Source organism: Paenibacillus sp. E194, assembly GCF_000935845.1.
Lineage (GTDB): Bacteria > Bacillota > Bacilli > Paenibacillales > Paenibacillaceae > Paenibacillus_B > Paenibacillus_B alvei_B.
The window spans coordinates 20615-43608 of the sequence record NZ_JMDX01000016.1; the positions used below are offsets into that span (position 1 = coordinate 20615).

A 22994-nucleotide genomic window follows, 5' to 3' on the forward strand; every position below is an offset into this window, starting at 1 on the left:
ATTAGGTACCCGACGAAATGATGGAGTGGAAAAAATCACGGATGATAACGAAGATACATGGCTCTTTCACTCATGCAACTCCATCTTCAGTAGATTACGAATGCGATTTCTTATGGAGTTGTTGAGCGATATCGACTAATTTCTTATTCTTCAGATGATTCTCCATCTTCTCCTCTGCTTCCTTCATCACGGCTTGAATCAGACATTCTTCGCCGTGGACGAAGTTACATTCGAATAACGAGGTTGAGCCTTCGATAGCATGGATAATATCCAGAAATGTAATATCGTCTCGATGACGAGTCAGGCGATACCCCCCATTGGCTCCCGAGATCGATTCAATCATGCCGGCCTTCACAAGTCTCGTTAATATTTTGGACAAGTACGTTGGAGACACGCCCTGGGATTCTGCCAACTGCTGTACACCAACTGGCTTAACGGTAGATGCCTCAATCAGCATGAGCATAGTATGGAGCGCATAATTCGTTGCTTTTGTAAATTTCATGGACAACCCTTCTTAATCATAGATTTATGATATCGATAATATCCGTGAATGGCGAGCATGTCAATTAGGCTGCAAGGCATCGAACGATTCGAATTTACCCCAGAAGCACTGCTATTTCATTTTCCGGCATGTAACGATCGATGTCCGTATTCCCTACTCTGTATATATGATTTCAATCAGAAACTGATTAAACACGGATTCCCAAGGAAATGAATAGACAAAGACAATCTATATAGGAGGTTCGATACTATGCACAATGATTCCTCGTCCATTCAAAATCTCCCCCAATTTCCTGAATCCTATTGGCGGGACTCCGTAACGATTCTCTCCTTCCCAAAACTTGCTAAACATACGGAAGCAGATGTTGTAGTAGTTGGAGGCGGAATTTCCGGCATAACAACGGCCTACCTCTTGGCACGGGAAGGACTCCGCGTCGTGCTTGTTGAAGCAGGTCAGCTGCTGAATGGCACGACTGGTCATACGACGGCCAAAATAACAGCCCAGCATGACCTTATTTACGACGAGTTCATTCAGCATTTCGGGCAAGAACAGGCAAAGCTGTACTATCAAGCGAATATCGAGGCAAAACAATTTATTAAGCATATGGTTCAGGAGCATAAGATTCCATGCGATTATGAGGAACGGGACGCTTATATTTATACAAATTCGGATGAGTACCTGCCGAAGCTTCAAACGGAACTCGCTGCCTATGAGAAGCTGGGGATTGACGGTGAATTGGTCACTCAAATCGATCTGCCTGTTCCGATCAAGGCGGCCCTCGTCATGCGGAATCAAGCCCAATTTCACCCGGTTAAGTATTTGGACAAGTTAGTTCAGCTGTTTGTGGAATTAGGCGGGCAGATCTATGAACATACCACTGTAGAAACCATCGATAAGGGTACGCTGCCGACCGTAATTACGCAAGATGGCTTCAAGTTGACCTGCAAGCATGCCGTTTCATGCTCCCACTTTCCTTGTTATGACGGGATGGGATTTTATTTTGCAAGAATGCATGCTGAACGTTCCTATGTTGTGGGCATCCCCAATAAGAATGTTCAATTGTCGGGCATGTATATTAGCGCAGAGAACCCAAAACGCTCGTTCCGTACAGCGGCATTGGATTCCGGTGAAAGCTTGATACTCATTGGCGGCGAAGGTCATAAGACCGGACAGGGCATTTGCACCATTAAGCACTATGAAGCACTGCAAGCATACGCGAATGATGTATTTGGAGCAGCAGAAATATCGTATCGGTGGTCGGCTCAGGATTTAGTTACTTTGGATAAAATGCCGTATATCGGACAAATATCTTCTTCTGTACCGAATGTTTACGTTGCAACCGGAAACCGGAAATGGGGCATGACCAATGGCACGGCTGCTGCGCTCCTGTTGAGGGATATGATTATGGGCAGAGAGAATGCCTATCAGGAACTATATACACCGTCTCGCTTTCATGTCGATCCTGATGTGAAAACATTTTTTGCTCAGAACGCGGATGTAGCCAAGCATCTCATTAGCGGAAAATTGGTTCGTGTTAACAATAAACCTGAGAATCTATCGAATGATGAAGGCGTCGTTGTATCGATTGACGGTAGAAGAGCTGGAGCATATCGAGATGAACATGGCATGCTTCATATCGTTGATACCACTTGTACACACATGGGTTGTGAGCTGGAATGGAATCACGGCGAACGAAGCTGGGATTGTCCTTGCCATGGGTCAAGGTTCTCCTATGAAGGCGATGTATTAGAGGGCCCGGCAGCCAAACCATTGACCAAAATACAGGAGTCCTGAATCTTGATGATTCAGGACTCCTGTCACGAATTTATATAATACTTGCTATGCACTTCTGTCTAAAGCTATCGTCATTTGGTTATGAATGTCTGCTTCAATTCGTGTAGTCGTTGATCATCCATATATCACCGTTCTCGTTAAACTCTATCGCAAATATACGCTCTCCATCTTTGACAAATTGAGCACTGCCGGGAGCCTTTGGATTTATCTGCATTTCATATTCATGTAGATTATATCCGAGCAATTCAGCAACAAGAGGGAAAGCAGCTGTTTGTAATTGCTCATCCGTGATTTCAAGCTTTTTCTGTTTTTGGCCCATGCTTGTTTTAGGATTGCTCGAATATGTAGATAACGAAGAATCATAAATTTGGCGAATCTTATAGGTTTTCGGATCGAAGCTGACACCGCCGTCAGAACCATAAGACAAATACACGGTATTGTAGCTGTCAGAGAAAAGTTTGGATGCAGCGGTGAGCTGATCAGCTTTTTTTTCCGCGCAGTACAGCAAGCATGTATTGACCTTTTTTATTTTCATCTTCCGAAATTTGGTCAGGACCTACATCATAAGAAGTAGTGATTCTGTCATTCGAAAAGAGTACTTCAACTTGATGATCGTTCTGATTATCGATCAATTTCGTTTGAACCGTATATTCATTCGTGTTTGGATCATTGAAAATGGTACGACTGATTTTAAAATATGGATTCCCTTTATATCCGCTCTCTTGCAGCGCTTGTGCAGCCTTCTTCAACAATTCAGAGCCGGCTGCTTCTGGCAACCCTAGTTGAACTCTCGATAGCTTGCCTGTGTCAGCGTTTACCCATATGTAACGCTGACCGGGGCCGTCACTTGGAGAGCTTTTGAATGCAAGGAACAATTCCTTCGTGTCTTCTGTGGGCATGATCTCTTGGAGCGCAAGCGGCTTGCCCAACTGCTGCATGACATCACTGACCGTTTGCTTAACCGTAGTGCGGATTTTTTCATTAACCTGATTAAATAATGGTTCATTTGCATACAGCTCAAGGATTTCGGATTTCTTCTGCTCCGGTTTATCCGCTGCCGCGTTCGTTAGAGCAATGCAGGCAAAAATGGCAATGATCGCGATCCCGTGAATGGTCCATTTATACGAACCTCGTTTGAACAAAGCAATCATGTTGATTCTCTTTTTAATGAGGGATTTGTCGGTTGAGAAGCTGGTCGCACTGACAGGACGAAAGCCGCTTGTCATATTCGCCTCCACCAGCTTGACAATGGTGTATCCATATTGCTTGACCTCATCTTCTTCCAAACAAGAAATGACACGATCGTCACAAGACAGCTCCTGGTCTTCCCTCATTTTCCTAGATGCGTACCATAGAATCGGATTGAACCAGTTCAGGATAAGCAGGATGGTGAATAACCAGTTTGTCACAATATCCTTTCGTATGTAATGAACAAATTCATGAAGCAGAATATGTCTTAGTTCTTCACTGCGAAACTGCGCAAAATACTTACTGGGCAGCACTATCTTTGGTCGTAATACCCCATACAGTGTGGGACTGCTCACTCCATTCGATATCAGCAGCGGCAGTGTTCTTTTTATCTTCAAATCCTCACGACATTGCTGAAGTACGCGCAAGCTGACTTCATCGAATACGACATAGGATTCATTCATCATTCTGCGCGAAAATTTGCGATTCGATAAAAACACATAGGCTGTGATTGCCAATACACCGAGTAACCAGCTAAGTGATAATGCAGAATGAATGAACCTAGGACTATCGTTATTCGTGACATCAGACCGGTCAGCGCCAGACATGCTCTTGTCCAGAATCTGGCTGGATTCGTTTATTCCTGCAGCACGTTCGGCCGATAATCTGCCCCTTTCATCATCCATTGCCGAGAAAGGAAGTGCAATTGGTTTATCTGCAAATGAAAATAGATTATATAAGCTGATCGAGCTTTCAGGTACCCAAGGCAGCAGCATTCTGGCAAGCAGTACGAACCAGAGCATGTACTGCCACTTAATCGGCAGACGATCTTTCAATGCTGTCCTCACAAGCAAGATAAGGACAACAATGATTGATGCCATTAAGGATGTCTTTGCAACCCAATCGAAGATTGTGGTTAACCATGTTAATATGCTATTCATCTCTACGCTGCCCCTCGTCCAGTATTTTCTTCAGCTCCTCTACTTCTTTTGTGGATAGCTTCTCTTGCTTTAGGAAATTAACGAACATCGGCTTCAAGGCGCCTCCATATAGACGCTGCAAGAAGGAATTGCTCTCTGCCCTGACGCACTCCTCTTCACTGATTACGGGATAATATAGATAGGTTTTCCCTTCCTGTTCATAGCCGAGCGCATTTTTGTTGAGCAATCGATTAATTAACGATTTAATTGTAGCTGGCTTCCAGTCCGTATTCTCGCTTAGCTTCTCGATTACTTCGTTCGCCGTTAGCTTATGGTTTGTCCCCCAGAATACCTTCATGACTTCCCATTCAGCATCCGAGATTCGTGGAATATCTGACATATCTTCAACCTTCTTTCTATTGATTACATATGTAATTAACATCCTGAGTCATAGATTACAATCGTAATCGATATTTGTCAAATTTTATTTGTAACTGTACCGCGTATTTACTCTGTAATAGAGATCTTGTGATTAAATATATGGATTACGTAATAATTATTATGTAACCTATTTATATTGGTTTCATTTGCAAAAAAAAGCCCGAGTATGCTGATCCATCATGGAACGACATACTTAGGCTATAGATTTTAAATTGCTTCTGGTGTTGATTCTTCGAATTGACTATTGTACAGATCTGCGTAGAAGCCTTTTTGTTCGATCAGTTGATCATGTGATCCTTGCTCAATCACTGTACCTTTGTTCATGACGAGGATCAGATCCGCATTGCGTATTGTCGATAGTCGGTGAGCAATGACGAAGCTCGTTCTACCCTTCATCAATTCATTCATGGCTCTCTGAATATGAACCTCGGTACGTGTATCGACACTGCTGGTCGCTTCGTCCAGAATGAGGATGGATGGATTCGCAAGTATCGCACGTGCTATCGTTAAGAGCTGCTTCTGACCTTGTGAAATGTTAGAGGCTTCTTCATTCAGAACTGTATCATAACCCTTCGGCAGTGTACGGATAAAATGATCGGCATGCGCTGCCTTCGCTGCGCGTACAATCTCCGCTTCCGAAGCTCCTTCCCGACCATACGCGATATTCTCACGAATGGTACCATTGAAGAGCCATGTATCCTGAAGCACCATACCGAACATCGACCGCAGACTGCTGCGTTCCATGTCGGTTATATCCACGCCATCGATCTTGATGGCGCCGCCATTAATTTCATAGAAACGCATCAGCAGGTTAATAAGCGTCGTCTTCCCTGCTCCAGTAGGGCCTACAATCGCAATCATTTGTCCTGGTTTTACGTGGATGTTCATATCTGTAATGAGCAACTCATCTTCTGTATACCCGAATTGTACATGCTCGAATTCCACTTGACCGACTGGATGTGCAATTTCAATTGGCTGCGCTGCTTCTGGAACCTCTTCTACCTCATCAAGCACCTCGAACACCCGCTCTGCCGATGCAATCGTCGATTGAATGACGTTCGCGATGTTGGCTGTCTGAGCAATTGGCTGCGTGAATTGTCGAGCGTATTGAATGAATGCTTGAATATCACCGATCTCTATCGATTTCTTCGTTACGAGCAATCCACCTACCACGCAGATAAGAACATACCCGATATTGCCGATGAAGTTCATTAGCGGCATAATCATGCCGGAAATAAATTGTGCCTTCCAACCCGATTCGTACAAGCGTTCATTAACTTCATTAAATTCTTCGAGTGATTTTTCCTCATGACCGAACGCTTTGACAATATTATGCCCCGTGTACATTTCTTCTACATGACCGTTTAGCTCACCAAGTGACTTTTGCTGTCCCATAAAGTGTTTCTGTGACCGAGACGCCACCATCTTAATGACGATCGCACTAAGCGGCAATGTCAGCATACAGATGAGGGTTAACAGCGGGCTGATGGTCAGCATCATCACGATGACGCCAATAATCGTAATGATCGATGTAATTAACTGCGTTAAGCTTTGTTGTAACGTTGTACTTATGTTATCTACGTCGTTCGTAACTCTGCTTAGAATCTCGCCATGCGTGCGTCCGTCAAAGTACTTGAGCGGCAGACGATTCAGCTTATCATTGACCTGCTGGCGCATGTCATACACAATTTTCTGCGCTACACCTGCCATCAAATATTGCTGTATATAACTGAAAAACGCACTGAACAGGTACAAGCCAACAAGCAGTAGTAGGATATTATTAATAAAGTCAAAGTCCATGACAGCTGGAAGTCCGTTGAATTTCGCCATTGTAAATTCAAACAGCTTGGTTGTTGCATTACCCATAATTTTAGGGCTGACAATGGAGAATACAGTACTGAATATAGCCATCAAGAAAATAATAAACAGCTTCGTGCGGCTTGGCTTCAAATAACCGAGCAGCCGTTTCAATGTCCCCTTGAAGTCCTTAGCCTTCTCACCCGGCATCATCATGCCTGGCCCCATCGGTCCACCGCCACCGTGCTTACGGCCGGAATTCGCTGCTTTATTTTTTTCACTCATGCGATCTCCTCCTCCGACAGCTGCGAGGATACAATCTCACGATACACTTCACTAGATTTCAGCAGTTCTTGATGCGTGCCAATATCTGCGATTCGTCCTTCCTCCAGCACAATAATCTGATCGGCGTCCTTCACCGTACTTACACGTTGTGCGACAATAATTACAGTTGCGTTAGTTGTCTCTCCTTTTAATGCTGTCCGCAGCTTGGCATCTGTTTTGAAGTCTAGAGCGGAGAAGCTGTCATCAAAGAGATAAATCTCAGGCTTGCGCACAAGTGCCCGCGCAATGGACAAGCGCTGCTTCTGGCCGCCGGATACGTTCGTTCCCCCTTGGGAAATAGCCGAATCGTATCCTTCTGGCATAGCTGTAATGAAGTCAGCAGCTTGCGCAACTACTGCCGCATGCTGCAATTCCTCATCGTTCGCATCCTGCTTGCCATAGCGAATATTATCTGCAATCGTACCTGAGAATAGTACCGCCTTCTGCGGCACGTATCCAATCTTCTCCCGCAAGCTCTCTTGGGCTAATTCTCTGGCATCTATTCCATCAATCAGGATGCGCCCACTATCTATGTCATAGAATCGTGGAATGAGATTCAGCATCGTAGATTTACCGGAACCTGTACCACCGATAATGGCAGTCGTCTCGCCAGGGCGAGCGCTGAATGAAATATTGGACAATGCCGGATTCTCTGCACCTGGATAGCTGAACGTCACGCGATCGAACTCAATATAGCCGCGAAGTCCTTCCGCCTTCTTCACATGTTCCTGATCACGAATGACTGGTTCCATGTCAAGAACCTCGTTAATTCGTGTGGCAGATGCGGAGGCGCGCGGTATCATAACGAAGATGATCGATACCATAACAAGAGAGAACATAATCTGAGCCGCATATTGGATAAATGCCATCAGATCGCCGACCTGCATGCTGCCGGCATTGATTCGATCCGTTCCAAACCAAATGATCGCAAGTGTCGAGAAGTTAAAGGCAAGCATAATGACTGGCATTAGCGAGGCCATAATGCGGTTTACCTTTACCGCTGTCTGCGTTAGGTCTGTATTGGCTTCGTTGAAACGGTTCTTCTCATGCTCCGTACGATTGAAGGAACGAATTACCCGAATACCAATTAAACTTTCGCGTAGCACTTGATTCAGCTTATCGAGCTTTTTCTGCTGTGCTTTGAACAGGGGAATCCCTTTACTAGCTACGAGAAAGATTGCAAGTGCCAAGATTGGGATGACAACGGCTAGCACTAACGTTAGCTTGGCATCTTTATTAACGGCCATAATAATCCCGCCGATACACATCATCGGGGCGCTGATCATCATGCGAAGAATCATGACAAGTACCTGTTGTACTTGTGTAATGTCATTGGTCGTACGCGTAATAAGCGAAGCGGTACCAATGTTGTCGAACTCCTGCAGGGAAAAATGCTGAACGTGGTTAAATACCTTGCCGCGCATTAATTTTCCATAGCCCATTGCAACCTTGGCTGACAAATAACTGCTCACAATCGCACAGATTGTTCCTCCGATTGCTACCGCCAGCATGAGACCGCCAATTTTCCAAATGTACGGGACATCTCCTTTTGAAATCCCGAAGTTTACAATATCAGACATGAGCGTCGGCAAATACAACTCCGACAGCGATTGTACAAAGACAAGCGCTAATATGACGCCTATCGGCACTCGGTATGGTTTCAAATACCGAAACAACTTCATCATGCTTCCTCAACTCCATCTCCATCATCATGTGTCTTTTCTTGCTCTCGTTGTTGGCTGCGGATGTCATAGTATTCGTATACTTTCTTTAGCAAATCCGCGAGATGAAGGCTATCCTCCTCACCTAGATGTTGAATCAGCCCGTTAATCTGTTCCTCGAATTGTTTCTGACCTTCATCTGTTGTCTTGAATCCCTCTTCGGTCAGTTGTACTCGAACGGCGCGCCTGTCTTCCTTATCCATAAACCTCTCCACAAGTCCCTTCTTCTCCAACACATTCAAGGTCTGAGTAACCGTTGGAGAAGTGAGCCGCAGATGGTTGCTGATGTCGGATACCCGCATTGCCGGCTCTCCCTCTTGCGCATGGCGCTTGATGCAGAACAGCATCATCATCTCACTGCGCTTCTTGCCTGCTGACATCCGTTGATTCCACTCGGCCCGGTTGAATCGCATGAACGATTGGACGAGCTTATACGCCGTTGTATCTGGATCGAACATTTCCGCATCACCTCATAGATTCTAGAACACGTTTCATCTCTATATTAGGTTAGCTAACTATTAGATAATCAAATAATTAGATTACCTATTATTTTACTACTGAATTATATACCTCTAAAATAGTTGATGTCAAATTCAGATCCTCCCATGTTCTCAATCATTCTGTTTACAGGTAAAGCACGATTAGCTCTATTCCCCCTTCTTAGAGTCGGTAGTCACTGTCAGGAAGTATAGAAAAACCCCGCCCAAAGATGGACGAGGTTCGTCAGAATAATCACCTGTACGGATTCGATTGGATAAATCAGCATCAGCCTGCCACCGTTAAAAGAACACCAATCGTATTCGTTATGCCATGGACAAGAATTCCAGGCCATACGGAACCCGTACGTTCATACGCCCATGCGAATATGACTCCGCCAACAAAATTAACGGGCATCGCATTTGTCGTCGGGTAGTGTGCCGCAGTAAAGATCAACGCGCTTATAAGAATAGCTCCACCTATTCCAACACGTGTCCGCAGCCAGCGGTAGATGAAGCCGCGATAGAAGATTTCTTCATATACTGGCGAAATGATCCCTGCAGATATGACACCAAGCAGCAAAGTAAATAACGTAACATGCTGTTTTAGGCTCTCTGTTTTACTATTCTCCACTGTAGTCCCTAGAAAGCTGGTAAGATAAACGGTTGCCAAGCTGAGTATAATAAGTGCAAGTATCCAGAGTATAATTCTCCACCAATCTTTAGCCGAAAATGACTTTACTCCAACTTCTGCCCAGCTCAATTTCTGTGGCCGCAGAGCAACGATAGATATGCCGAGCATTAGTGTTATGGCAATGGTTAGTCCCGTCAACGTGCCCGCGTATAACGTGTTCTGCAACCAATCAACGTATAATTGCTGGAGCGGATATTTTATCACAAAAATCACAAATACGAATTCCAGTGCCAGCAAGGCCAGCATTTGGCGCCAAGTCCAAGGATCACTTTTCTTCCACATCTCTGTTGTCTTCACTCTTCATCCCTCAATCCTCTATGTTATAATCCAACTATATTAGGTGACGTTACGTAACCTGCAAGCACTTTTTTCAGGAGGACTGACATGAATCGCTGGACAACAGGACAAGTATCGAAGATGAGAAATGTATCCGTACGAACATTGCGTTACTATGATCAGATTGGCTTGCTTACACCTAGTCATAAGGAAGAGAACGGTCGACGCTATTATTCGGAAGCAGATTTATTTACGCTTGAGAAGATCACGCTCATGAAGTCATTGTCACTCCCGCTGGAGGATATTCAGCAATTGATAGGTAAGTTGTCTTACCGTCACATTTTAACTGCACATTATAATCATCTTCAGGAGCAGTTAACATCGCTGCAGACGAGTATTTCCAATACAGCGACACTCATACATATGATTGATATAGAGGGAAATCTCTCTTGGGAGAAGGTATCAAGTCTTGTGCATAACGCACCGGAGAATTCGGAGCAGTGGATGGATTACTTCGGAGAAGAAGAAAGCCAGTTTTTGCGCCAGACTCTTCCGAGTCTCGGCAATAGCGACCCAATCACTCAACAATATGTGTCCTGTCTGCGGCGGATCGAATGGTGTATTCAACAGTCTATTCCGCCAGAATCGGATGAAGGTTGCAAAATTGCAATTGAGCTGCATGAGCTGTCGATGATTACATTTGAGGGTGATGAGGAGTTAAGCGAGAAGTTCTGGGAAGTGAGAAAACGTCCTGCCAGTGAGACGGGGTTATTTCCGATATCAGATGAGGTATTGGAGTTTGTAGAAAGATGCACGGCCTATGCCCTGGAGCAAGAAAAAGCAGGGGTAAAATAAATACGGTATTCGATAGCAGACCAGCTTGCTTGCCGCTTATGGAGGAAGCTGGTTTTTTAGTTTTGTTGTCGGATAAATCCTCTGATAGATGGGTACTTCCATTATGAATTACATGATTCCCATTCCTTTCTTGTAATCTAGTTTTGTAAATAAGCGAAAATTCGATTATCGTCTCACAAGACCATTTGGTTCGATCGGCTTACTTAACCAATGTTCATCGGTTTGAACATGATTGCGGCGGACAAACTTAGCTGCGCTGTCCTTGAATGCATCATAATGAAATGCAGACGCGAGTCGAACAACATAGCCCTCCTGTTCCCCACCGCAGCGGGATTGCATCGTATAGCACTTCCTGACGGCTTCCTCATCCCATATTCCCCGGTACAGCACCGGAACAACAGCAAGCTGAAGCTGAGCAGCCCAATCGAGGGTATCATCCCAAGAAAGGCATATGTTCTGCTCATTCCATACCGAGAACAGTATGAAATAACTCGGCAAGTCCGTATAGGATAAAGAATGCTTCGCATATACATTTTCACCGCATAATCGATAGCCTTCCGGGATCATGTATTGGATGCCCCCATGCTGCATTTTGACGATGTGCCGAGAAGGATGATCCTTGCTGTCCAGAGAACGAGCGTGGATACCATTGTTATACATCGTTGTATTCTCCCCGTCCATCTTTTCAGTAACAACAACCTCGCGGCCAATGAAATGATCTGTATTCCGCAAGATTTTATCGTCATTCGTATAGCTTCTGGACCAGGGAAGGTGCATCGTTTTCGGATATTTAATTTTCATATCGTTTCAACTCCTTATTTCGCGAAGGTGTCGGCTTCCGCAAAAAAATACAATTGGGCCAACATCTCATCACCTAACAAATGATAAATATGAGATGCTCCGGCGTCTCCACCATGCAGGATCTCCATATGGAAGCTAACTAGATTGACGACCTGCAGGACAAAGTCCTCGTCGTATCCCATTTGCTTCAGGACATGACAGGCGATCGCCGCAGATACATGCTCATGACCATAATAGGAGTAATATCCCCGGCTTTCCTTCCACACTTTGCAGAATGGCTTGCCTGCATCATGAAACAATGCCGCGAGCTGCATTGCCAGCATATTGTCCCCTTCGTAAAATGCTCGTACATAATCCAGCACCGCATAGGTATGCTCGGACAACGTTCTAGAATGATGCGGATTCTGTTGATCATATCCTACCATTACCTGAAAATGCGTAGAGCAGGACAAATAGCTGAACAATTCGTCATGATCGGGATTATCCGCAAGCAGCTCTTCTAGCTCCGAGCGCGAAAGCATAGCATCAGCTGGAGCATGCACGATATGAAGTTGTTGAAAACCTTCACCAAGGACCGGAAACTCAAAGTGCTTAGCAAACTTGGACATTACACTCTCGTCGATCCTACGCTTCCTAGATTGAGCCCGCTGCATGGCGATATCATAGGGCGTGCTGCACACATGACATTCCACCGGAACATCCCTGAACCGCTTCAAGAACTTCAATCTTCGTTCGCGGCTGACATTGGTTGCGTCGAATACTACATTGCGTCCAGAAGCCAATGCTTGCTCGATCTGAGCGAACGCTTCATCAAATACGACATACGTATTTTTCGCTTCGCCTCATCTCCGAACAGCTTCTGACGTATGGAGTCGGTTGCTACATGAACAGCCCTATGCTGCTTGCACAACTCCTTCGCGTAATGGCTCTTCCCGCTGCCCGGTATGCCGGCCAGCATGTGAATGGAACTCATCGATTTTTCACCTCCTTTCAAATCTCTTATTAATTCGAAACCTCTTTTCATACTGCACACATGACAGTTACTTGCGATCTAAGATCAAATTTTTTGATGTGACGGATGGCAGAGGCATTCCAGCGTATGATCATTTACCATGCCAACCGCCTGCATGAAGGAATAACAAATCGTGCTCCCTACGAATGAGAACCCGTCTTTCTTAAGTTGCTTACTCATTCGATCACTGATGTCGGTTGTAACGGGAACCTCCTTGATGGTCGCCCAATGATTTACAATGGGTTGGTTATCGACGAAGCTCCATATGTACGTGGAGAAGGAGCCGTGCTCTTTCTGGAGCCGCAAAAAAGCGTGTGCGTTTTTAACGACACTGTGAATTTTCAATTTGTTGCGAACGATCCCTGCATCATCGAGCAAGGATTCCAGCTTCTCTTCCGTGTACTTCACGATTTTCTCTGCCTCGAATTGATCGAAGGCTTCACGGTAATGTTCTCTCTTCTGCAAGATTGTCCACCAACTGAGCCCCGCCTGCGCTCCTTCCAAGCACAGCATTTCAAATAACTTTCGATCGTCGTATACGGGAACTCCCCACTCTTTGTCATGGTAGTCCACATATAAAGGCTCATTTTCTTTTACCCAAGTGCATCGTTTACACATCGTTGTAGACCAATCCTTCTTCAATAAATCTTTTTTCAATAAGAGATTTTACATCATGATTTTATGGTGTGGTGCTGACAACTTACAAACTCTCTTAGCGCAGAACATGGATATCATGTTCTTAACCGGTTAGCAGGGTCGATCAGTAGAGCGTTCTATGCCATACTTCTGCCGTACTTCTACCTTACTTCAGCTACCAGCGCAGCGGCTCTTCATCTCGCCATAGAATCCAGCGATCAATCTCTGTGATATTCGCAGTACCGATGCTGTACTCGCTCTTGACACCGCTCTGTAAATCAATGAGATGCAGCATTCCTCCGTATGTGCCTACCGCTAATCGTGATTCATCTGGAGATGCGACAATACCGGATAAGGTGCTGCCAACAAAATATCGCCATATCTCATTACCTTCACTGTATATTTTGCGCAAATATCCATAGGCATCACCTAATATATGACCATCTGTCAATGCAGCAGCGGCATATACACGCATCTCATCATTCATGAGCGGCCACTCGTGTTCTGTCCCAGCATCAAGCTGCCCCAAGTCTGCAAGCGGTACTTGAATCGTTGCACCATTATAGAAATGGCATGCATTATACCACACTTCGCTACTGTCCTTGGCGAACAGCGCATAATGCGGATAACTGGATTGCGGCTCGAACGTATACACCTTCCCACTCGCTGCATCTCGCAATAGATGTTCACTGCACTGGCTGCCGTACGCAAGCCAGCATCCATCCTGAGACACAGCGCCGTGCACCATATCGATGTGAGTATCCTCGTAATCATATTGCTGCATCTCCGTCAGTTCAGGATGAAGCAGCTCGACTTGATCTTTGCTAAGTAAATAGATGCCGCAATCGGTAACGAGAAGAAGACGTGAGCCATTGTCGAATGGGATAGCCTCCTCAATATGGCTAGCCGGATGTTCTGAATCGGCAAGTGATTCACAATCATTCAAGATTGCCTTAATACGTTGCTGTATAACTTCCCATGACCAAGCGGCAATCTCTTCGCCCTCCCCCAAGCTTGTAACGATTCCTCGTATTATACGTATTCCTTGTTCATTACTAAGCGCGAAGTAGTTTCCGTCCGCGGAGCATCCAATATGATAGAAGTCAGGAAGCTCAGTAATTCGATCCTGTTGAATGAGATAGATGCCGCCGCCATAAGTACGCACAAGAACAGTTCCATCGTTCAGGCAGACAATTGGTTTAATTGCTTGCTGCTTCTCTTCATAACTGGGTGTAATTGGCCAGGAAGCTGGCGGAATCTCCTGCCGCAATCGCTCATTATCACCTGCTTGATTGGCAGCTCGTATCATGTCAACGATGTCTGTGGCCATGTCTGAACGCTGATCATCCCCTGGCTCTTGTTGTGCCTGTTCCCAGTTACTTTCCATCCCAACGCGCACATATTCATTAATTTCCGAGGCATACCGCTTTCCTTCTGTGCGCCACTTCATCGCAATTTCTTCTCTTAGCCAGCTCATGACAACTCCTCCTCGTACCCATTCGTGTCTCTCGTGTCTGCCTTATCCAATAACCTCGACGACTTTGCCTTCTTGATCCTTAATTTCTGTTATCTCAATTTGAACGACAATGCTCTGTGTAGACGCAAGTTCAACCATGCCAGTCTTCGGCTCCAGCTTCGTGCTTAGTTCAGCAGCCGTACGATCATCTATGAACAATTGAATCCCATTTTCCGTCGTTTCGTGGGAGGTATGATCGCCCGCTTTTATCACGATTGTAACATCTGAACCAACCAGTGTAAGTTCTTTGCGCTTCAAGATCCGACCCTGTATCAGCTTTCCGATTATGACGGCCTGCTTTGCGCCGATGAGGAGCTTAGCCGGCTTCTTGCCTAACCATCCATTCTTGCCAGATTCCCATCCTAATTGCTGAACGAATAAGATTCCGGTGTTCGAACCATCAATCTGCATTCCTCGCTCAGCAGCTTCGGCCACTTCTGGCATGCGAAGAAGCGACTCCCGCTCCAGATCAGTAATGTAATAAGGCAGGTGCATTTGGGATGCATTCAAAAGACCGAATGTATTCCAAGTTTGCATCGCTTCAAGCTCATCATTCGTAATCCCTACCATCTGAATGAACTCTACCTTGCCATTCGGGGTATCGATTGCATGCAAGTCGGGATCTTCAGCGAAGGCGAGCGCTGTTAATTGGGTTTCTGCATCTAAGCAAATCGGCCCGTTCGCATCCAGATAATCTCCCGATCGAAATACATTGCCGGAGTTGAATACGTATCTCCCCATGTTTTGCAGCAGGTTAAGTGCCCATGCGGGTGGTTCCTCATCCTCAGGCTGTCTAACCAGTCTGAATGTAAGTTCAAACCCGTATCCGCTATATTCTTCATCTTCTAATTCTTTATCATAAAGTTCTGAAAAACCATAGGTTACAAAATGCCAATGCGGGTATGGAAAATCCGCCTTGTATGCACTTATTCCATCCAAGGGATCATCTCCACCCAAAGCATATGAAATGATCGTGCCGTAATGCTTAGGCTCCTGCTCGCCATAAATTGCTGTGACTGCTCGATCAATCGCATCCCATCCGGCGGTGTTTGCTTCTTGGTTCATGTACCGTTCCCTCCCCAAAGGCTCAATCTATGTAAATTGGTAATACGAACAAACAGCTCTCAACGGACACGCTCTGTTGCTGTAATTCTATCAATCTCCTATCCTGGTAATTATATCAATGATAGAAGCAAAAATGAAATCTTGAAACTATTTTTAATTTAATCGTATTAATGATTGATTGCATTTAGCTTCTTGTAATAAAATTAGTAAGCTTAGGCAACAATTTCATTTATCTTATTCATCATTTAGGAGGAAGCAATGGATCCCGAATCGGAACGAGAAACGATATTACAGCTAATTAAGAAAGGAAACAAGTCCTCTGCAATTGCAATGATAGGCAATGCCATTATTGCTGCTGCAAAAGGCGCAGGTGCTGCAATGAGCGGCAGTGGAGCGATGTTCGCATCTTCCATGCATTCTCTGGCGGACAGCGTGAATCAAGGCTTTGTATTCGTCGGCAGTATCCTTGCGGAGAAGAAGCCCACTCGCCAATTCCCTACGGGATTCGGCCGAGTCATTAACCTCTTTTGTATGGTGGCCGTTATCGTTGTAACGATTATGGCCTACGAGACGATACGTGAGGGCCTGCATTTACTTCAGCACCCCGTAGAAGCGAGCAGTGGGGCGTTCTGGATAAACATCGCTGCATTAGTATTCAATTTAGTTGTTGATGGAGCTATTTTGCTCAAAGCGATGAAGGAAATTACGAAGGAAGCAAGAGTTGAAACAAAAGGTATTGCATTTATCCCCGCTTCATTCAAGCACGTTAGTCGTTCTGCACCACCCACTCGCTTAGTATTCTATGAAGACTTGGTTGCTGTTACGGGTGCCTTATTGGCCATGAGCGCGGTTGTCGTCACTTCCTTGACAGCATTTAAGGCTTTGGATGGAATTGCAACGATTCTAATCGGGATATTAATGATTGGCGTTGCTTTTCGTGTCGGGTATGACAATATGGTTGGACTTATCGGGGTCGCAGCTCCTCGCGATGTTGCGGAGAAGGTAGCTTTCCTTATTCTTGCTGACTCAGATGTTACGGATATTAATGATTTGCGAATTACGCAGGAAGGGCGCTATTATCACGTCGATGCGATGATCGAACTGCGCAAGGGCTTAACCTTAGCCGACGCTGATGATATTATTTTCCGCGTTCAAGACAAGCTGATGGCGGATCCAGATATTACTGACGTCATATTGGGCGTCTTAGAGGATAACGGAGTTACGGATTGGACGCCTGAAGCGTTGAACGAATTCTCATAATCCATAATACAGGAGCGGCACGGTTCAAGAAGATTCTTGATCCTGCCGCTCTTTTTTATACACAAGTGTATGGAGCATCATTCAACTATAAATAAGAGGTTATCAGAACGAGAAACGATATCATATACATGCAGCTCTTTCCTATCGCGCAAGTTAACTTGATTCAGCTTCACTTTCGGTTCGTAAAGCTTCTTCGATAATCTTTTCGATCGACATGCGTTGAATAAACTTAGTGTATTTCTCCTTCCTTTTTCCATTCGCTTGAAAGAAATCGATCATTCGTGTGACGCAAGGGATTAACTGCTCCGCTGTCACGCCGGTAATCGCCAATTGCCCGAGGGTTGGCTTGATTGTTTTCGGTTCTCCGCCAATGTATATATCGAATACATCCTTCATTTTCACAATTCCGATATCCTTCAGCAACGGTTCTCCTGTTCCGAGTGCACATCCAGAGTAGCCTATCCTGATCGGATATGGAACCTCGATTCCGACTATCGCTTCATTCAGCTGCTTGGCAAGCTCCATATTCGTGTCTTCTGCTCCTCTGCAGAAATTACATGTAATTAAGCTCTTGGTGTAGAAGCCTGCTGGATAGATCTCTAACCCTACTTCCTTCAACCGCTGCTGTACCTCATCCAATCGATCTTCTTCCATTTCTACATACAGCTGTTTGAAGGTAGTCAACTCAATTTTTGCCTGATTGCCTAGGATAGAACCAAGCAGTGACAACTGCATAGGCGTAAAAAGACTTCCTCCTTCTTCAAAACCCGGAGTTACTGCAAACTTCGCGAGATGCGTCATCCGATCCCTCCTCTATATACTTAGGGCGTATGTTCGTGTTTTGTTACTCATATAGTATACCCCCCTATAGTATATAGTCAATGGGTTATTCCCTGTACTGCCAATAAAAAAAGCGAGCATGCTTTGCCCGCTTTTTACTCGTTATTTTAACGTATTCCTTGAAATGTATGGGTCAAGATCTTGCCATCTATCGCGTCACAATAGGCAATCCCTCTTCTTGCCACCTGACGATGCCGCCCTGCAGGTTGAACACATTCGTAACGCCATGCGCCTGAAGAATGCTGACTGCAATGGCGGAACGCATTCCCGTTCGGCATTGGACGAGCACGGGCATTTCAGTCGGCACCTCACGAACACGTTCCGGCAGCTTGCCAAGCAGTATATGTTTGGCGTGTTGAATGTGGCCTTCCTCCCATTCTGCACTTGAGCGCACATCCACAACTGCGACCTCGCCGCCAACTACCTGGTCTGCGATGCTCGCAGGAGTAACGTCAGGATAAGATTCCAGCAATTCTTTGGAAGATGAACGGAGGGCGCTATCCACCCACATCTTCGTCGCTTCGATCAGGCCTTCAATTCGATCAATTCCGATGGATCGCAAATCTCGGGCAATATGGGGCAATTGCTCTTCTTCCCCCATCACATACAGCGGATGCTCGTCATTCAGAAGCCATCCGGCCCATGAAGTAAAGGAACGGTTGTATGGCACATTAATCGTTCCCTTTACATGCGCGGCACCAAATGCAGCACATGGGCGAGTATCCACGACGATTGCTCCTGCTTGCACGTAACTCGCGACTTCTTCCACACTCCCCTCGATCTGCTCTGGAGCAACAAGCTGGCCGAGTAATGCAGGGCCTATCCGGTTCACGTGCTTCATTCTCGGAAAATAAGTCGGCGGTTCGGGTTGCCCAGCCAGCAATGAGTTGACGAACTCATTTTCGTTCGTGAAGGACAAAGCCCAATTGAAGCGCTTCTCATAACCTACCGTCGATGAAGGAACTGCGCCCAGCGCCTTGCCGCATGCGCTTCCCGCACCATGGGCAGGCCACACCTGCACGTATTCGGGAAGCTCCTTGAAGCGCTGCAAGGAGCGGAACATTTGCCTTGCTCCCTCCTCTGCCGTGCCTGCCAGCCCTACTGCCTTCTCCAGCAGATCAGGGCGTCCCACATCACCGACGAATACGAAGTCGCCCGTAAAAATGCCAATCGGAGAATCGGCCCCTCCGCCCCGATCCGTTAACAGGAACGAAATGCTCTCAGGCGTATGGCCAGGGGTATGAAACACTTCGAATTCGAGATTGCCGATGTGGAATCGGTCTCCATCCTGCACAAGGCGATGATTGACCTCGTTCCCGCTCTCATCGCTCACATACGAATACCTCCAATCCGGGCCGCCTTCGCCCGATAAGTAAAGTGTTGCTTCGTGCTCCACTCCGAATTCGCGCATTCCGGATACGAAATCAGCGTGGATATGGGGTTTCGGCAGCAGCGATGATGTTCAAGCCTTCGGATTTAGCCGTTGTGATATATGGCGTTACATCGCGAGCCGGATCGATCACGATCGCTTCTCCCGTAGCTTGGCAGCCGACCAGGTAGGAAGCATGAGCTAATTTGTCATCATAAAAATAACGCAGCAGCATCAGGCAATACTCTCCCCTTTCTAACTAAAACAAACCATGGGTACTAGATTAACTTCGAATCATGAAATTTTCGTAGACTTCCCTTACATTCGGCCCTTCAGCATGCCGTGCCAGTACATTTTAGGCAGCAGATTTTTTTTCAGCACATACATGCTGTATCGTTCCTTCGACTGATCAAACGGGAATGTTTCCTGCGGGGTCAGATCATAATCGAACTCCGCCAGAATAAGCCGATTATAGCCGGTAACGAGCGGACATGATGTATAGCCGTCATAACGTGCGGTAAGCGGTTGTCCAGCCAGCCAGCTGATGATATTTTGTACGGCGACGGGAGCCTGCTTGCGGATGGCTGCTCCCGTCTTGGAAGTCGGGAGATTGCTGCAATCTCCGAGCGCGAACACGTTCTTGAACCGGACATGCTGCAGCGTATGTTTGTCGACTTCGGCCCATCCTGCGGCTCCTGCAAGCGGGCTATTTCGAATGAAGTCGGGAGACGACATGGGCGGCACGACATGAATCATGTCGTATCGGAGTGTCTCCCGATCCTTCGTAACCACGTGCTCGAACACGGCTTCCTTCCTCACCGAATCAATCAAGATCAGATCAAGCTGATATTTGGTCGCAATGTCTTTTCGTTCGATCACCCGATTAAGTGCCGCAGCATATTTCGGAACGGCAAAGATAGACGCATTTCCCGAAGCGAAGATAATGTTCGTCTTATTTCTAATCCCTGCTTGCCGGAATGCATCGTCGGCCAAATACATAATTTTCTGAGGCGCTCCCCCGCATTTGATTGGCGAGTTCGGCTGCGTGAAGATTGCATTGCCGCCACGGAACTGGCGAATGGACTTCCACGTGCTATCGACGTATCGATAATCATAGTTGCTGCACACCCCATCCCGTCCGATACACTCCTTCAGTCCCTTGATCCGCTCCCAGTCCACCTGAATTCCCGCAGCTACGACGAGGATCTCGTACTGGATGACGGTGCCCGCCTTGGTAACGAATCGGTTGATCTCCGGATTGAATTCCTCAACCGCCTCCTGAATCCAGTCGGCTCCCTTCGGGATCAGCGATTGCTGGCTGCGTTCGGTCGTCTCCTTGCTGACGACGCCTCCGCCGACAAGCGTCCACAAGGGCTGATAATAATGCTTGGTTTGCGGATCAAGTAGCACGACTGAGCCGTGAAGCGCTTTCGATTCGCGCAGCAAGCGGGCCGCGACCGACAATCCGGCGCTGCCTGCCCCGACAATGGCAATGGTATAGTGAAGCATTTTTGGCATTCAATGTCCTCCCCTGCTTACAAGTGCTGCTAGCTGGTGCACATGGGTATTCTCGCGCATTCTTGCTTGCCCTCATTTCCAAAGGAGTTATTGTGGGAAAGTGAATCCACTTAATGTACCGATGGTCAAAATATATGGCTGGAATCCTCATTCTATGATTGCACAACAAAAAAGCAATTCCGCTTCCATCTTGCGAGGCAGGAATTGCTTTTCATTCGATTATTTCGCTTCAGGAGTATGGATTAGGCTCGTTTGTTTGGTCGTCGATAAGAACATGTTCAGGCGCTTTGAACCAAATACAAGCAGCAGCATCGTCACCATCACCCCGAAGAAAAGCCACATGACGGCTTGAACCGGCCATATGTCCATCATTCTACCGACTGCAATCGGCAGAAGCGAACCACCTAGTCCATTTGCCGCCAGCAAAATACTCGTTGTCCGCTCAGTCATGCCGGGAAGCGCACTATTCGCATAAATCAGCATGATCGCGAACATGCCTGCCATTCCAAGCCCGAGGAGAAAACTAATGACGTACCCTCCCCATGCCTGTGAAATGAAAGGCATAATGAGCAATACAAGGACACTGAGCACTGTCGTGATCCATAAAAATCGATAGTACGTTATCTTTTCTGCAAGTACACCGCATAGTGCACGGCCAATAACCATCGCCGTCCAATATACCGTAACCGTCAATGTTGCATCAGAGGTTGCGACGCCCCATCTCTCGATAAACAGGGATGGGAAGAAGTGCACAACAGACACTTCGCTTCCTCCATAGAGCATGAAGAAAAAGGCGCATAGGACAAGGAAAGGAATGGACTTCGCTGAGTAAGATTCACGCTTGGCTTCAGAACCGTTACCTAATGTGCGCGTCAACATGGCATCGACATGACCGAATGACATCCGCTGCCATGCGATCGCCGTAAGAAGTGCGCTTATGCCGAGCAGGAGGAATGAGTAAGTCCATATCCCACGTGCGATTAAGAAGCTTGCCACGAATGGTATCGTCAAGGCGCCGAGGCCAAAAGTAACCTCCAGCTTGCTCATCGCGATGGCTTGTTTCTCTTTGACTGCGACAAGAATAATGGTACCGATCCCTGACTCCACAAGCCCCGCTCCTGCTCCCGCAAATCCGGCTATTAAAATAACGACTGGCCATGGCGGGAGGAAAAACAGCAGCAGCTCGGCGCTAATCATCAGCAATCCGATCATCACTCCTCGTTTCCGACTGAACCCTCGAGAAATAGCAGGCATACTGAGAACGCCGAGCAGCATGCCGACGAATTGAACGAAGACAAGTATTCCTCCGTCTGTATAATTCAAGCCATAGTTCAGAAGCAGTTCAGGGAGTACTGCACCCATAATGACAAGTGTTACCCCAGTTACAATGTATGATAGACAACCCATCCAAATTAGTCTGTTAATCATGGTGCACCTCTCTGTCAGCAATGATGATCTCAACGCCTATTTCATTTACATAACGCTGCCACTCCGCATCTGGCTCACGATCTGTGACGATAAAGTCTATATCTTCTAAGCCTGCAACACGATGGAACATCGTCTTGCCGAACTTGGAGTGGTCAGCAAGGACAATGACTTGGTCTGCGCTGCGAATCACCTGACGGATGAGATATGTCTCTTCTTCAAAGTCGGTCGTCAGTCCATTCATGGATAATCCACAAGTGCCGAGGAAGGCCTTGTCAAAATGATAGTCGCTTAGCATCTCAATTGCCCGCGATCCATAAATCATGCGTTGATCATTGTCTAATAGGCCGCCAAGCAGCTGAATGCGAGCTTCATTCCTCGCCGCCAACATGCCAGCCATGTCGATGGAATTCGTAACGATGACATTCCCCTTGGTCTTCATATGTTCTCCCACACACCGTACCGTCGTGGATGAGTCCATGTATAAGTAATCATCGTCGTGAAGGAGAGCAGCAGCAACCTGACCGATCATCTGCTTGGACGTCGTCTCCTTCTGCAACCGTT

Annotated in this window: 21 protein-coding genes and 1 pseudogene; 3 read left to right on the forward strand and 19 right to left on the reverse strand. The window is 46.4% G+C overall.

The features are described from left to right. Positions 1–94: 94 nt before the first annotated feature. The gene (locus AZ66_RS03875; protein ID WP_028532762.1) at positions 95–502 is read right to left on the reverse strand and encodes an RrF2 family transcriptional regulator; all 408 of its coding nucleotides are present in this window, start codon (positions 500–502) and stop codon (positions 95–97) included. A gap of 249 nt (positions 503–751) precedes the next feature. Here AZ66_RS03875 and AZ66_RS03880 point away from each other — a divergent pair, with 249 nt between their 5' ends. Beyond that, the gene (locus AZ66_RS03880) at positions 752–2296 is read left to right on the forward strand and encodes an FAD-dependent oxidoreductase (protein WP_044353664.1); all 1545 of its coding nucleotides are present in this window, start codon (positions 752–754) and stop codon (positions 2294–2296) included. 94 nt (positions 2297–2390) lie between these two features. Here the strand turns inward: AZ66_RS03880 and AZ66_RS03885 are convergent, their stop codons facing one another. The 7 genes from AZ66_RS03885 to AZ66_RS03915 form a co-directional block, all read right to left on the reverse strand. Further along, positions 2391–2804 carry a hypothetical protein gene (locus AZ66_RS03885; RefSeq protein WP_044353665.1) on the reverse strand — a complete coding sequence of 138 codons (414 nt, stop codon included), beginning with the start codon at positions 2802–2804 and terminating at the stop codon, positions 2391–2393. Continuing rightward, positions 2776–4425, reverse strand: a complete 1650-nt coding sequence (locus AZ66_RS03890) for a M56 family metallopeptidase (protein WP_044353666.1) — start codon at positions 4423–4425, stop codon at positions 2776–2778. Before AZ66_RS03890 ends, AZ66_RS03885 begins: the two co-directional genes overlap by 29 nt. Further along, positions 4418–4804 (reverse strand): BlaI/MecI/CopY family transcriptional regulator, encoded by a 387-nt coding sequence (locus AZ66_RS03895; RefSeq protein ID WP_044353667.1) that lies wholly within the window; start codon positions 4802–4804, stop codon positions 4418–4420. Before AZ66_RS03895 ends, AZ66_RS03890 begins: the two co-directional genes overlap by 8 nt. Positions 4805–5052: 248 nt before the next feature. Further along, complete coding sequence (locus AZ66_RS03900; protein ID WP_044353668.1) at positions 5053–6927, reverse strand: ABC transporter ATP-binding protein; 1875 nt, start codon at positions 6925–6927, stop codon at positions 5053–5055. After that, complete coding sequence (locus AZ66_RS03905) at positions 6924–8651, reverse strand: ABC transporter ATP-binding protein (protein WP_044353669.1); 1728 nt, start codon at positions 8649–8651, stop codon at positions 6924–6926. The genes AZ66_RS03900 and AZ66_RS03905 overlap by 4 nt, the downstream gene beginning before the upstream one ends. Next, positions 8648–9145 (reverse strand): MarR family winged helix-turn-helix transcriptional regulator, encoded by a 498-nt coding sequence (locus tag AZ66_RS03910; protein ID WP_044353670.1) that lies wholly within the window; start codon positions 9143–9145, stop codon positions 8648–8650. The genes AZ66_RS03905 and AZ66_RS03910 overlap by 4 nt, the downstream gene beginning before the upstream one ends. A gap of 307 nt (positions 9146–9452) precedes the next feature. After that, on the reverse strand, positions 9453–10154 hold the full coding sequence (locus AZ66_RS03915; RefSeq protein WP_044353671.1) for a CPBP family intramembrane glutamic endopeptidase: 702 nt from the start codon (positions 10152–10154) through the stop codon (positions 9453–9455). Positions 10155–10241: 87 nt separating this feature from the next. Between AZ66_RS03915 and AZ66_RS03920 the strand changes: the two genes are divergently transcribed. After that, complete coding sequence (locus tag AZ66_RS03920; RefSeq protein ID WP_044353672.1) at positions 10242–10988, forward strand: MerR family transcriptional regulator; 747 nt, start codon at positions 10242–10244, stop codon at positions 10986–10988. A gap of 165 nt (positions 10989–11153) precedes the next feature. Here AZ66_RS03920 and AZ66_RS03925 read toward each other — a convergent pair whose 3' ends face one another. From AZ66_RS03925 to AZ66_RS03945, 6 genes are all read right to left on the reverse strand, one after another. Beyond that, a complete protein-coding gene (locus AZ66_RS03925; RefSeq protein WP_044353673.1) occupies positions 11154–11789 on the reverse strand; it encodes an RNA ligase family protein in 636 nt (211 codons plus the stop codon). 14 nt (positions 11790–11803) lie between these two features. Beyond that, on the reverse strand, positions 11804–12571 hold the full coding sequence (locus tag AZ66_RS33265) for an AAA family ATPase (protein ID WP_269433054.1): 768 nt from the start codon (positions 12569–12571) through the stop codon (positions 11804–11806). Then, the gene (locus tag AZ66_RS33270; RefSeq protein WP_269433055.1) at positions 12550–12762 is read right to left on the reverse strand and encodes an AAA family ATPase; all 213 of its coding nucleotides are present in this window, start codon (positions 12760–12762) and stop codon (positions 12550–12552) included. Before AZ66_RS33270 ends, AZ66_RS33265 begins: the two co-directional genes overlap by 22 nt. An 84-nt stretch (positions 12763–12846) precedes the next feature. Further along, positions 12847–13419, reverse strand: coding sequence for a DNA-3-methyladenine glycosylase I (locus AZ66_RS03935; protein ID WP_044353674.1), 573 nt, complete (start codon positions 13417–13419; stop codon positions 12847–12849). A gap of 193 nt (positions 13420–13612) precedes the next feature. Further along, the gene (locus tag AZ66_RS03940) at positions 13613–14914 is read right to left on the reverse strand and encodes a hypothetical protein (protein ID WP_044353675.1); all 1302 of its coding nucleotides are present in this window, start codon (positions 14912–14914) and stop codon (positions 13613–13615) included. Between the two features lie 42 nt (positions 14915–14956). Continuing rightward, positions 14957–16018, reverse strand: a complete 1062-nt coding sequence (locus AZ66_RS03945) for a suppressor of fused domain protein (RefSeq protein WP_044353676.1) — start codon at positions 16016–16018, stop codon at positions 14957–14959. A 258-nt stretch (positions 16019–16276) separates the two neighbouring features. Here AZ66_RS03945 and AZ66_RS03950 point away from each other — a divergent pair, with 258 nt between their 5' ends. Then, positions 16277–17278 (forward strand): cation diffusion facilitator family transporter, encoded by a 1002-nt coding sequence (locus AZ66_RS03950; protein ID WP_021262756.1) that lies wholly within the window; start codon positions 16277–16279, stop codon positions 17276–17278. A gap of 153 nt (positions 17279–17431) precedes the next feature. On the opposite strand, the gene AZ66_RS03955 is transcribed toward AZ66_RS03950, so the two are convergent. The 5 genes and pseudogenes from AZ66_RS03955 to AZ66_RS03975 all read right to left on the reverse strand — a co-directional run. Continuing rightward, a complete protein-coding gene (locus AZ66_RS03955) occupies positions 17432–18079 on the reverse strand; it encodes a nitrite reductase (protein WP_044353677.1) in 648 nt (215 codons plus the stop codon). Positions 18080–18266: 187 nt separating this feature from the next. Continuing rightward, positions 18267–19722, reverse strand: a pseudogene (locus AZ66_RS03960) (MBL fold metallo-hydrolase). A gap of 83 nt (positions 19723–19805) precedes the next feature. Next, entirely contained in the window at positions 19806–21005 is a 1200-nt protein-coding gene (locus AZ66_RS03965; RefSeq protein ID WP_044353678.1) for an FAD/NAD(P)-binding oxidoreductase, read from the reverse strand. A 219-nt stretch (positions 21006–21224) separates the two neighbouring features. Then, positions 21225–22433 carry an MFS transporter gene (locus AZ66_RS03970; RefSeq protein ID WP_044353679.1) on the reverse strand — a complete coding sequence of 403 codons (1209 nt, stop codon included), beginning with the start codon at positions 22431–22433 and terminating at the stop codon, positions 21225–21227. Then, positions 22426–22994, reverse strand: a 569-nt coding sequence (locus AZ66_RS03975) for a DeoR/GlpR family DNA-binding transcription regulator (RefSeq protein WP_044353680.1), incomplete at its 5' end; no start/stop codon positions are given. The genes AZ66_RS03970 and AZ66_RS03975, both read right to left, overlap by 8 nt.

Bases quoted from the DNA above. Each gene is read 5' to 3' on its own strand.
- AZ66_RS03920 (WP_044353672.1), top strand. From the start codon at position 10,242: ATGAATCGCTGGACAACAGGACAAGTATCGAAGATGAGAAATGTATCC.
- AZ66_RS03950 (WP_021262756.1), top strand. From the start codon at position 16,277: ATGGATCCCGAATCGGAACGAGAAACGATATTACAGCTAATTAAGAAA.
- AZ66_RS03905 (WP_044353669.1), bottom strand. From the start codon at position 8,651: ATGATGAAGTTGTTTCGGTATTTGAAACCATACCGAGTGCCGATAGGC.
- AZ66_RS03970 (WP_044353679.1), bottom strand. From the start codon at position 22,433: ATGATTAACAGACTAATTTGGATGGGTTGTCTATCATACATTGTAACT.
- AZ66_RS03925 (WP_044353673.1), bottom strand. From the start codon at position 11,789: ATGAAAATTAAATATCCGAAAACGATGCACCTTCCCTGGTCCAGAAGC.
- AZ66_RS33270 (WP_269433055.1), bottom strand. From the start codon at position 12,762: ATGAGTTCCATTCACATGCTGGCCGGCATACCGGGCAGCGGGAAGAGC.
- AZ66_RS03890 (WP_044353666.1), bottom strand. From the start codon at position 4,425: ATGAATAGCATATTAACATGGTTAACCACAATCTTCGATTGGGTTGCA.
- AZ66_RS03910 (WP_044353670.1), bottom strand. From the start codon at position 9,145: ATGTTCGATCCAGATACAACGGCGTATAAGCTCGTCCAATCGTTCATG.
- AZ66_RS03945 (WP_044353676.1), bottom strand. From the start codon at position 16,018: ATGAACCAAGAAGCAAACACCGCCGGATGGGATGCGATTGATCGAGCA.
- AZ66_RS03965 (WP_044353678.1), bottom strand. From the start codon at position 21,005: ATGCCAAAAATGCTTCACTATACCATTGCCATTGTCGGGGCAGGCAGC.
- AZ66_RS03895 (WP_044353667.1), bottom strand. From the start codon at position 4,804: ATGTCAGATATTCCACGAATCTCGGATGCTGAATGGGAAGTCATGAAG.
- AZ66_RS03935 (WP_044353674.1), bottom strand. From the start codon at position 13,419: ATGTGTAAACGATGCACTTGGGTAAAAGAAAATGAGCCTTTATATGTG.
- AZ66_RS03955 (WP_044353677.1), bottom strand. From the start codon at position 18,079: ATGACGCATCTCGCGAAGTTTGCAGTAACTCCGGGTTTTGAAGAAGGA.
- AZ66_RS03940 (WP_044353675.1), bottom strand. From the start codon at position 14,914: ATGAGCTGGCTAAGAGAAGAAATTGCGATGAAGTGGCGCACAGAAGGA.
- AZ66_RS03875 (WP_028532762.1), bottom strand. From the start codon at position 502: ATGAAATTTACAAAAGCAACGAATTATGCGCTCCATACTATGCTCATG.
- AZ66_RS03880 (WP_044353664.1), top strand. From the start codon at position 752: ATGCACAATGATTCCTCGTCCATTCAAAATCTCCCCCAATTTCCTGAA.
- AZ66_RS03900 (WP_044353668.1), bottom strand. From the start codon at position 6,927: ATGAGTGAAAAAAATAAAGCAGCGAATTCCGGCCGTAAGCACGGTGGC.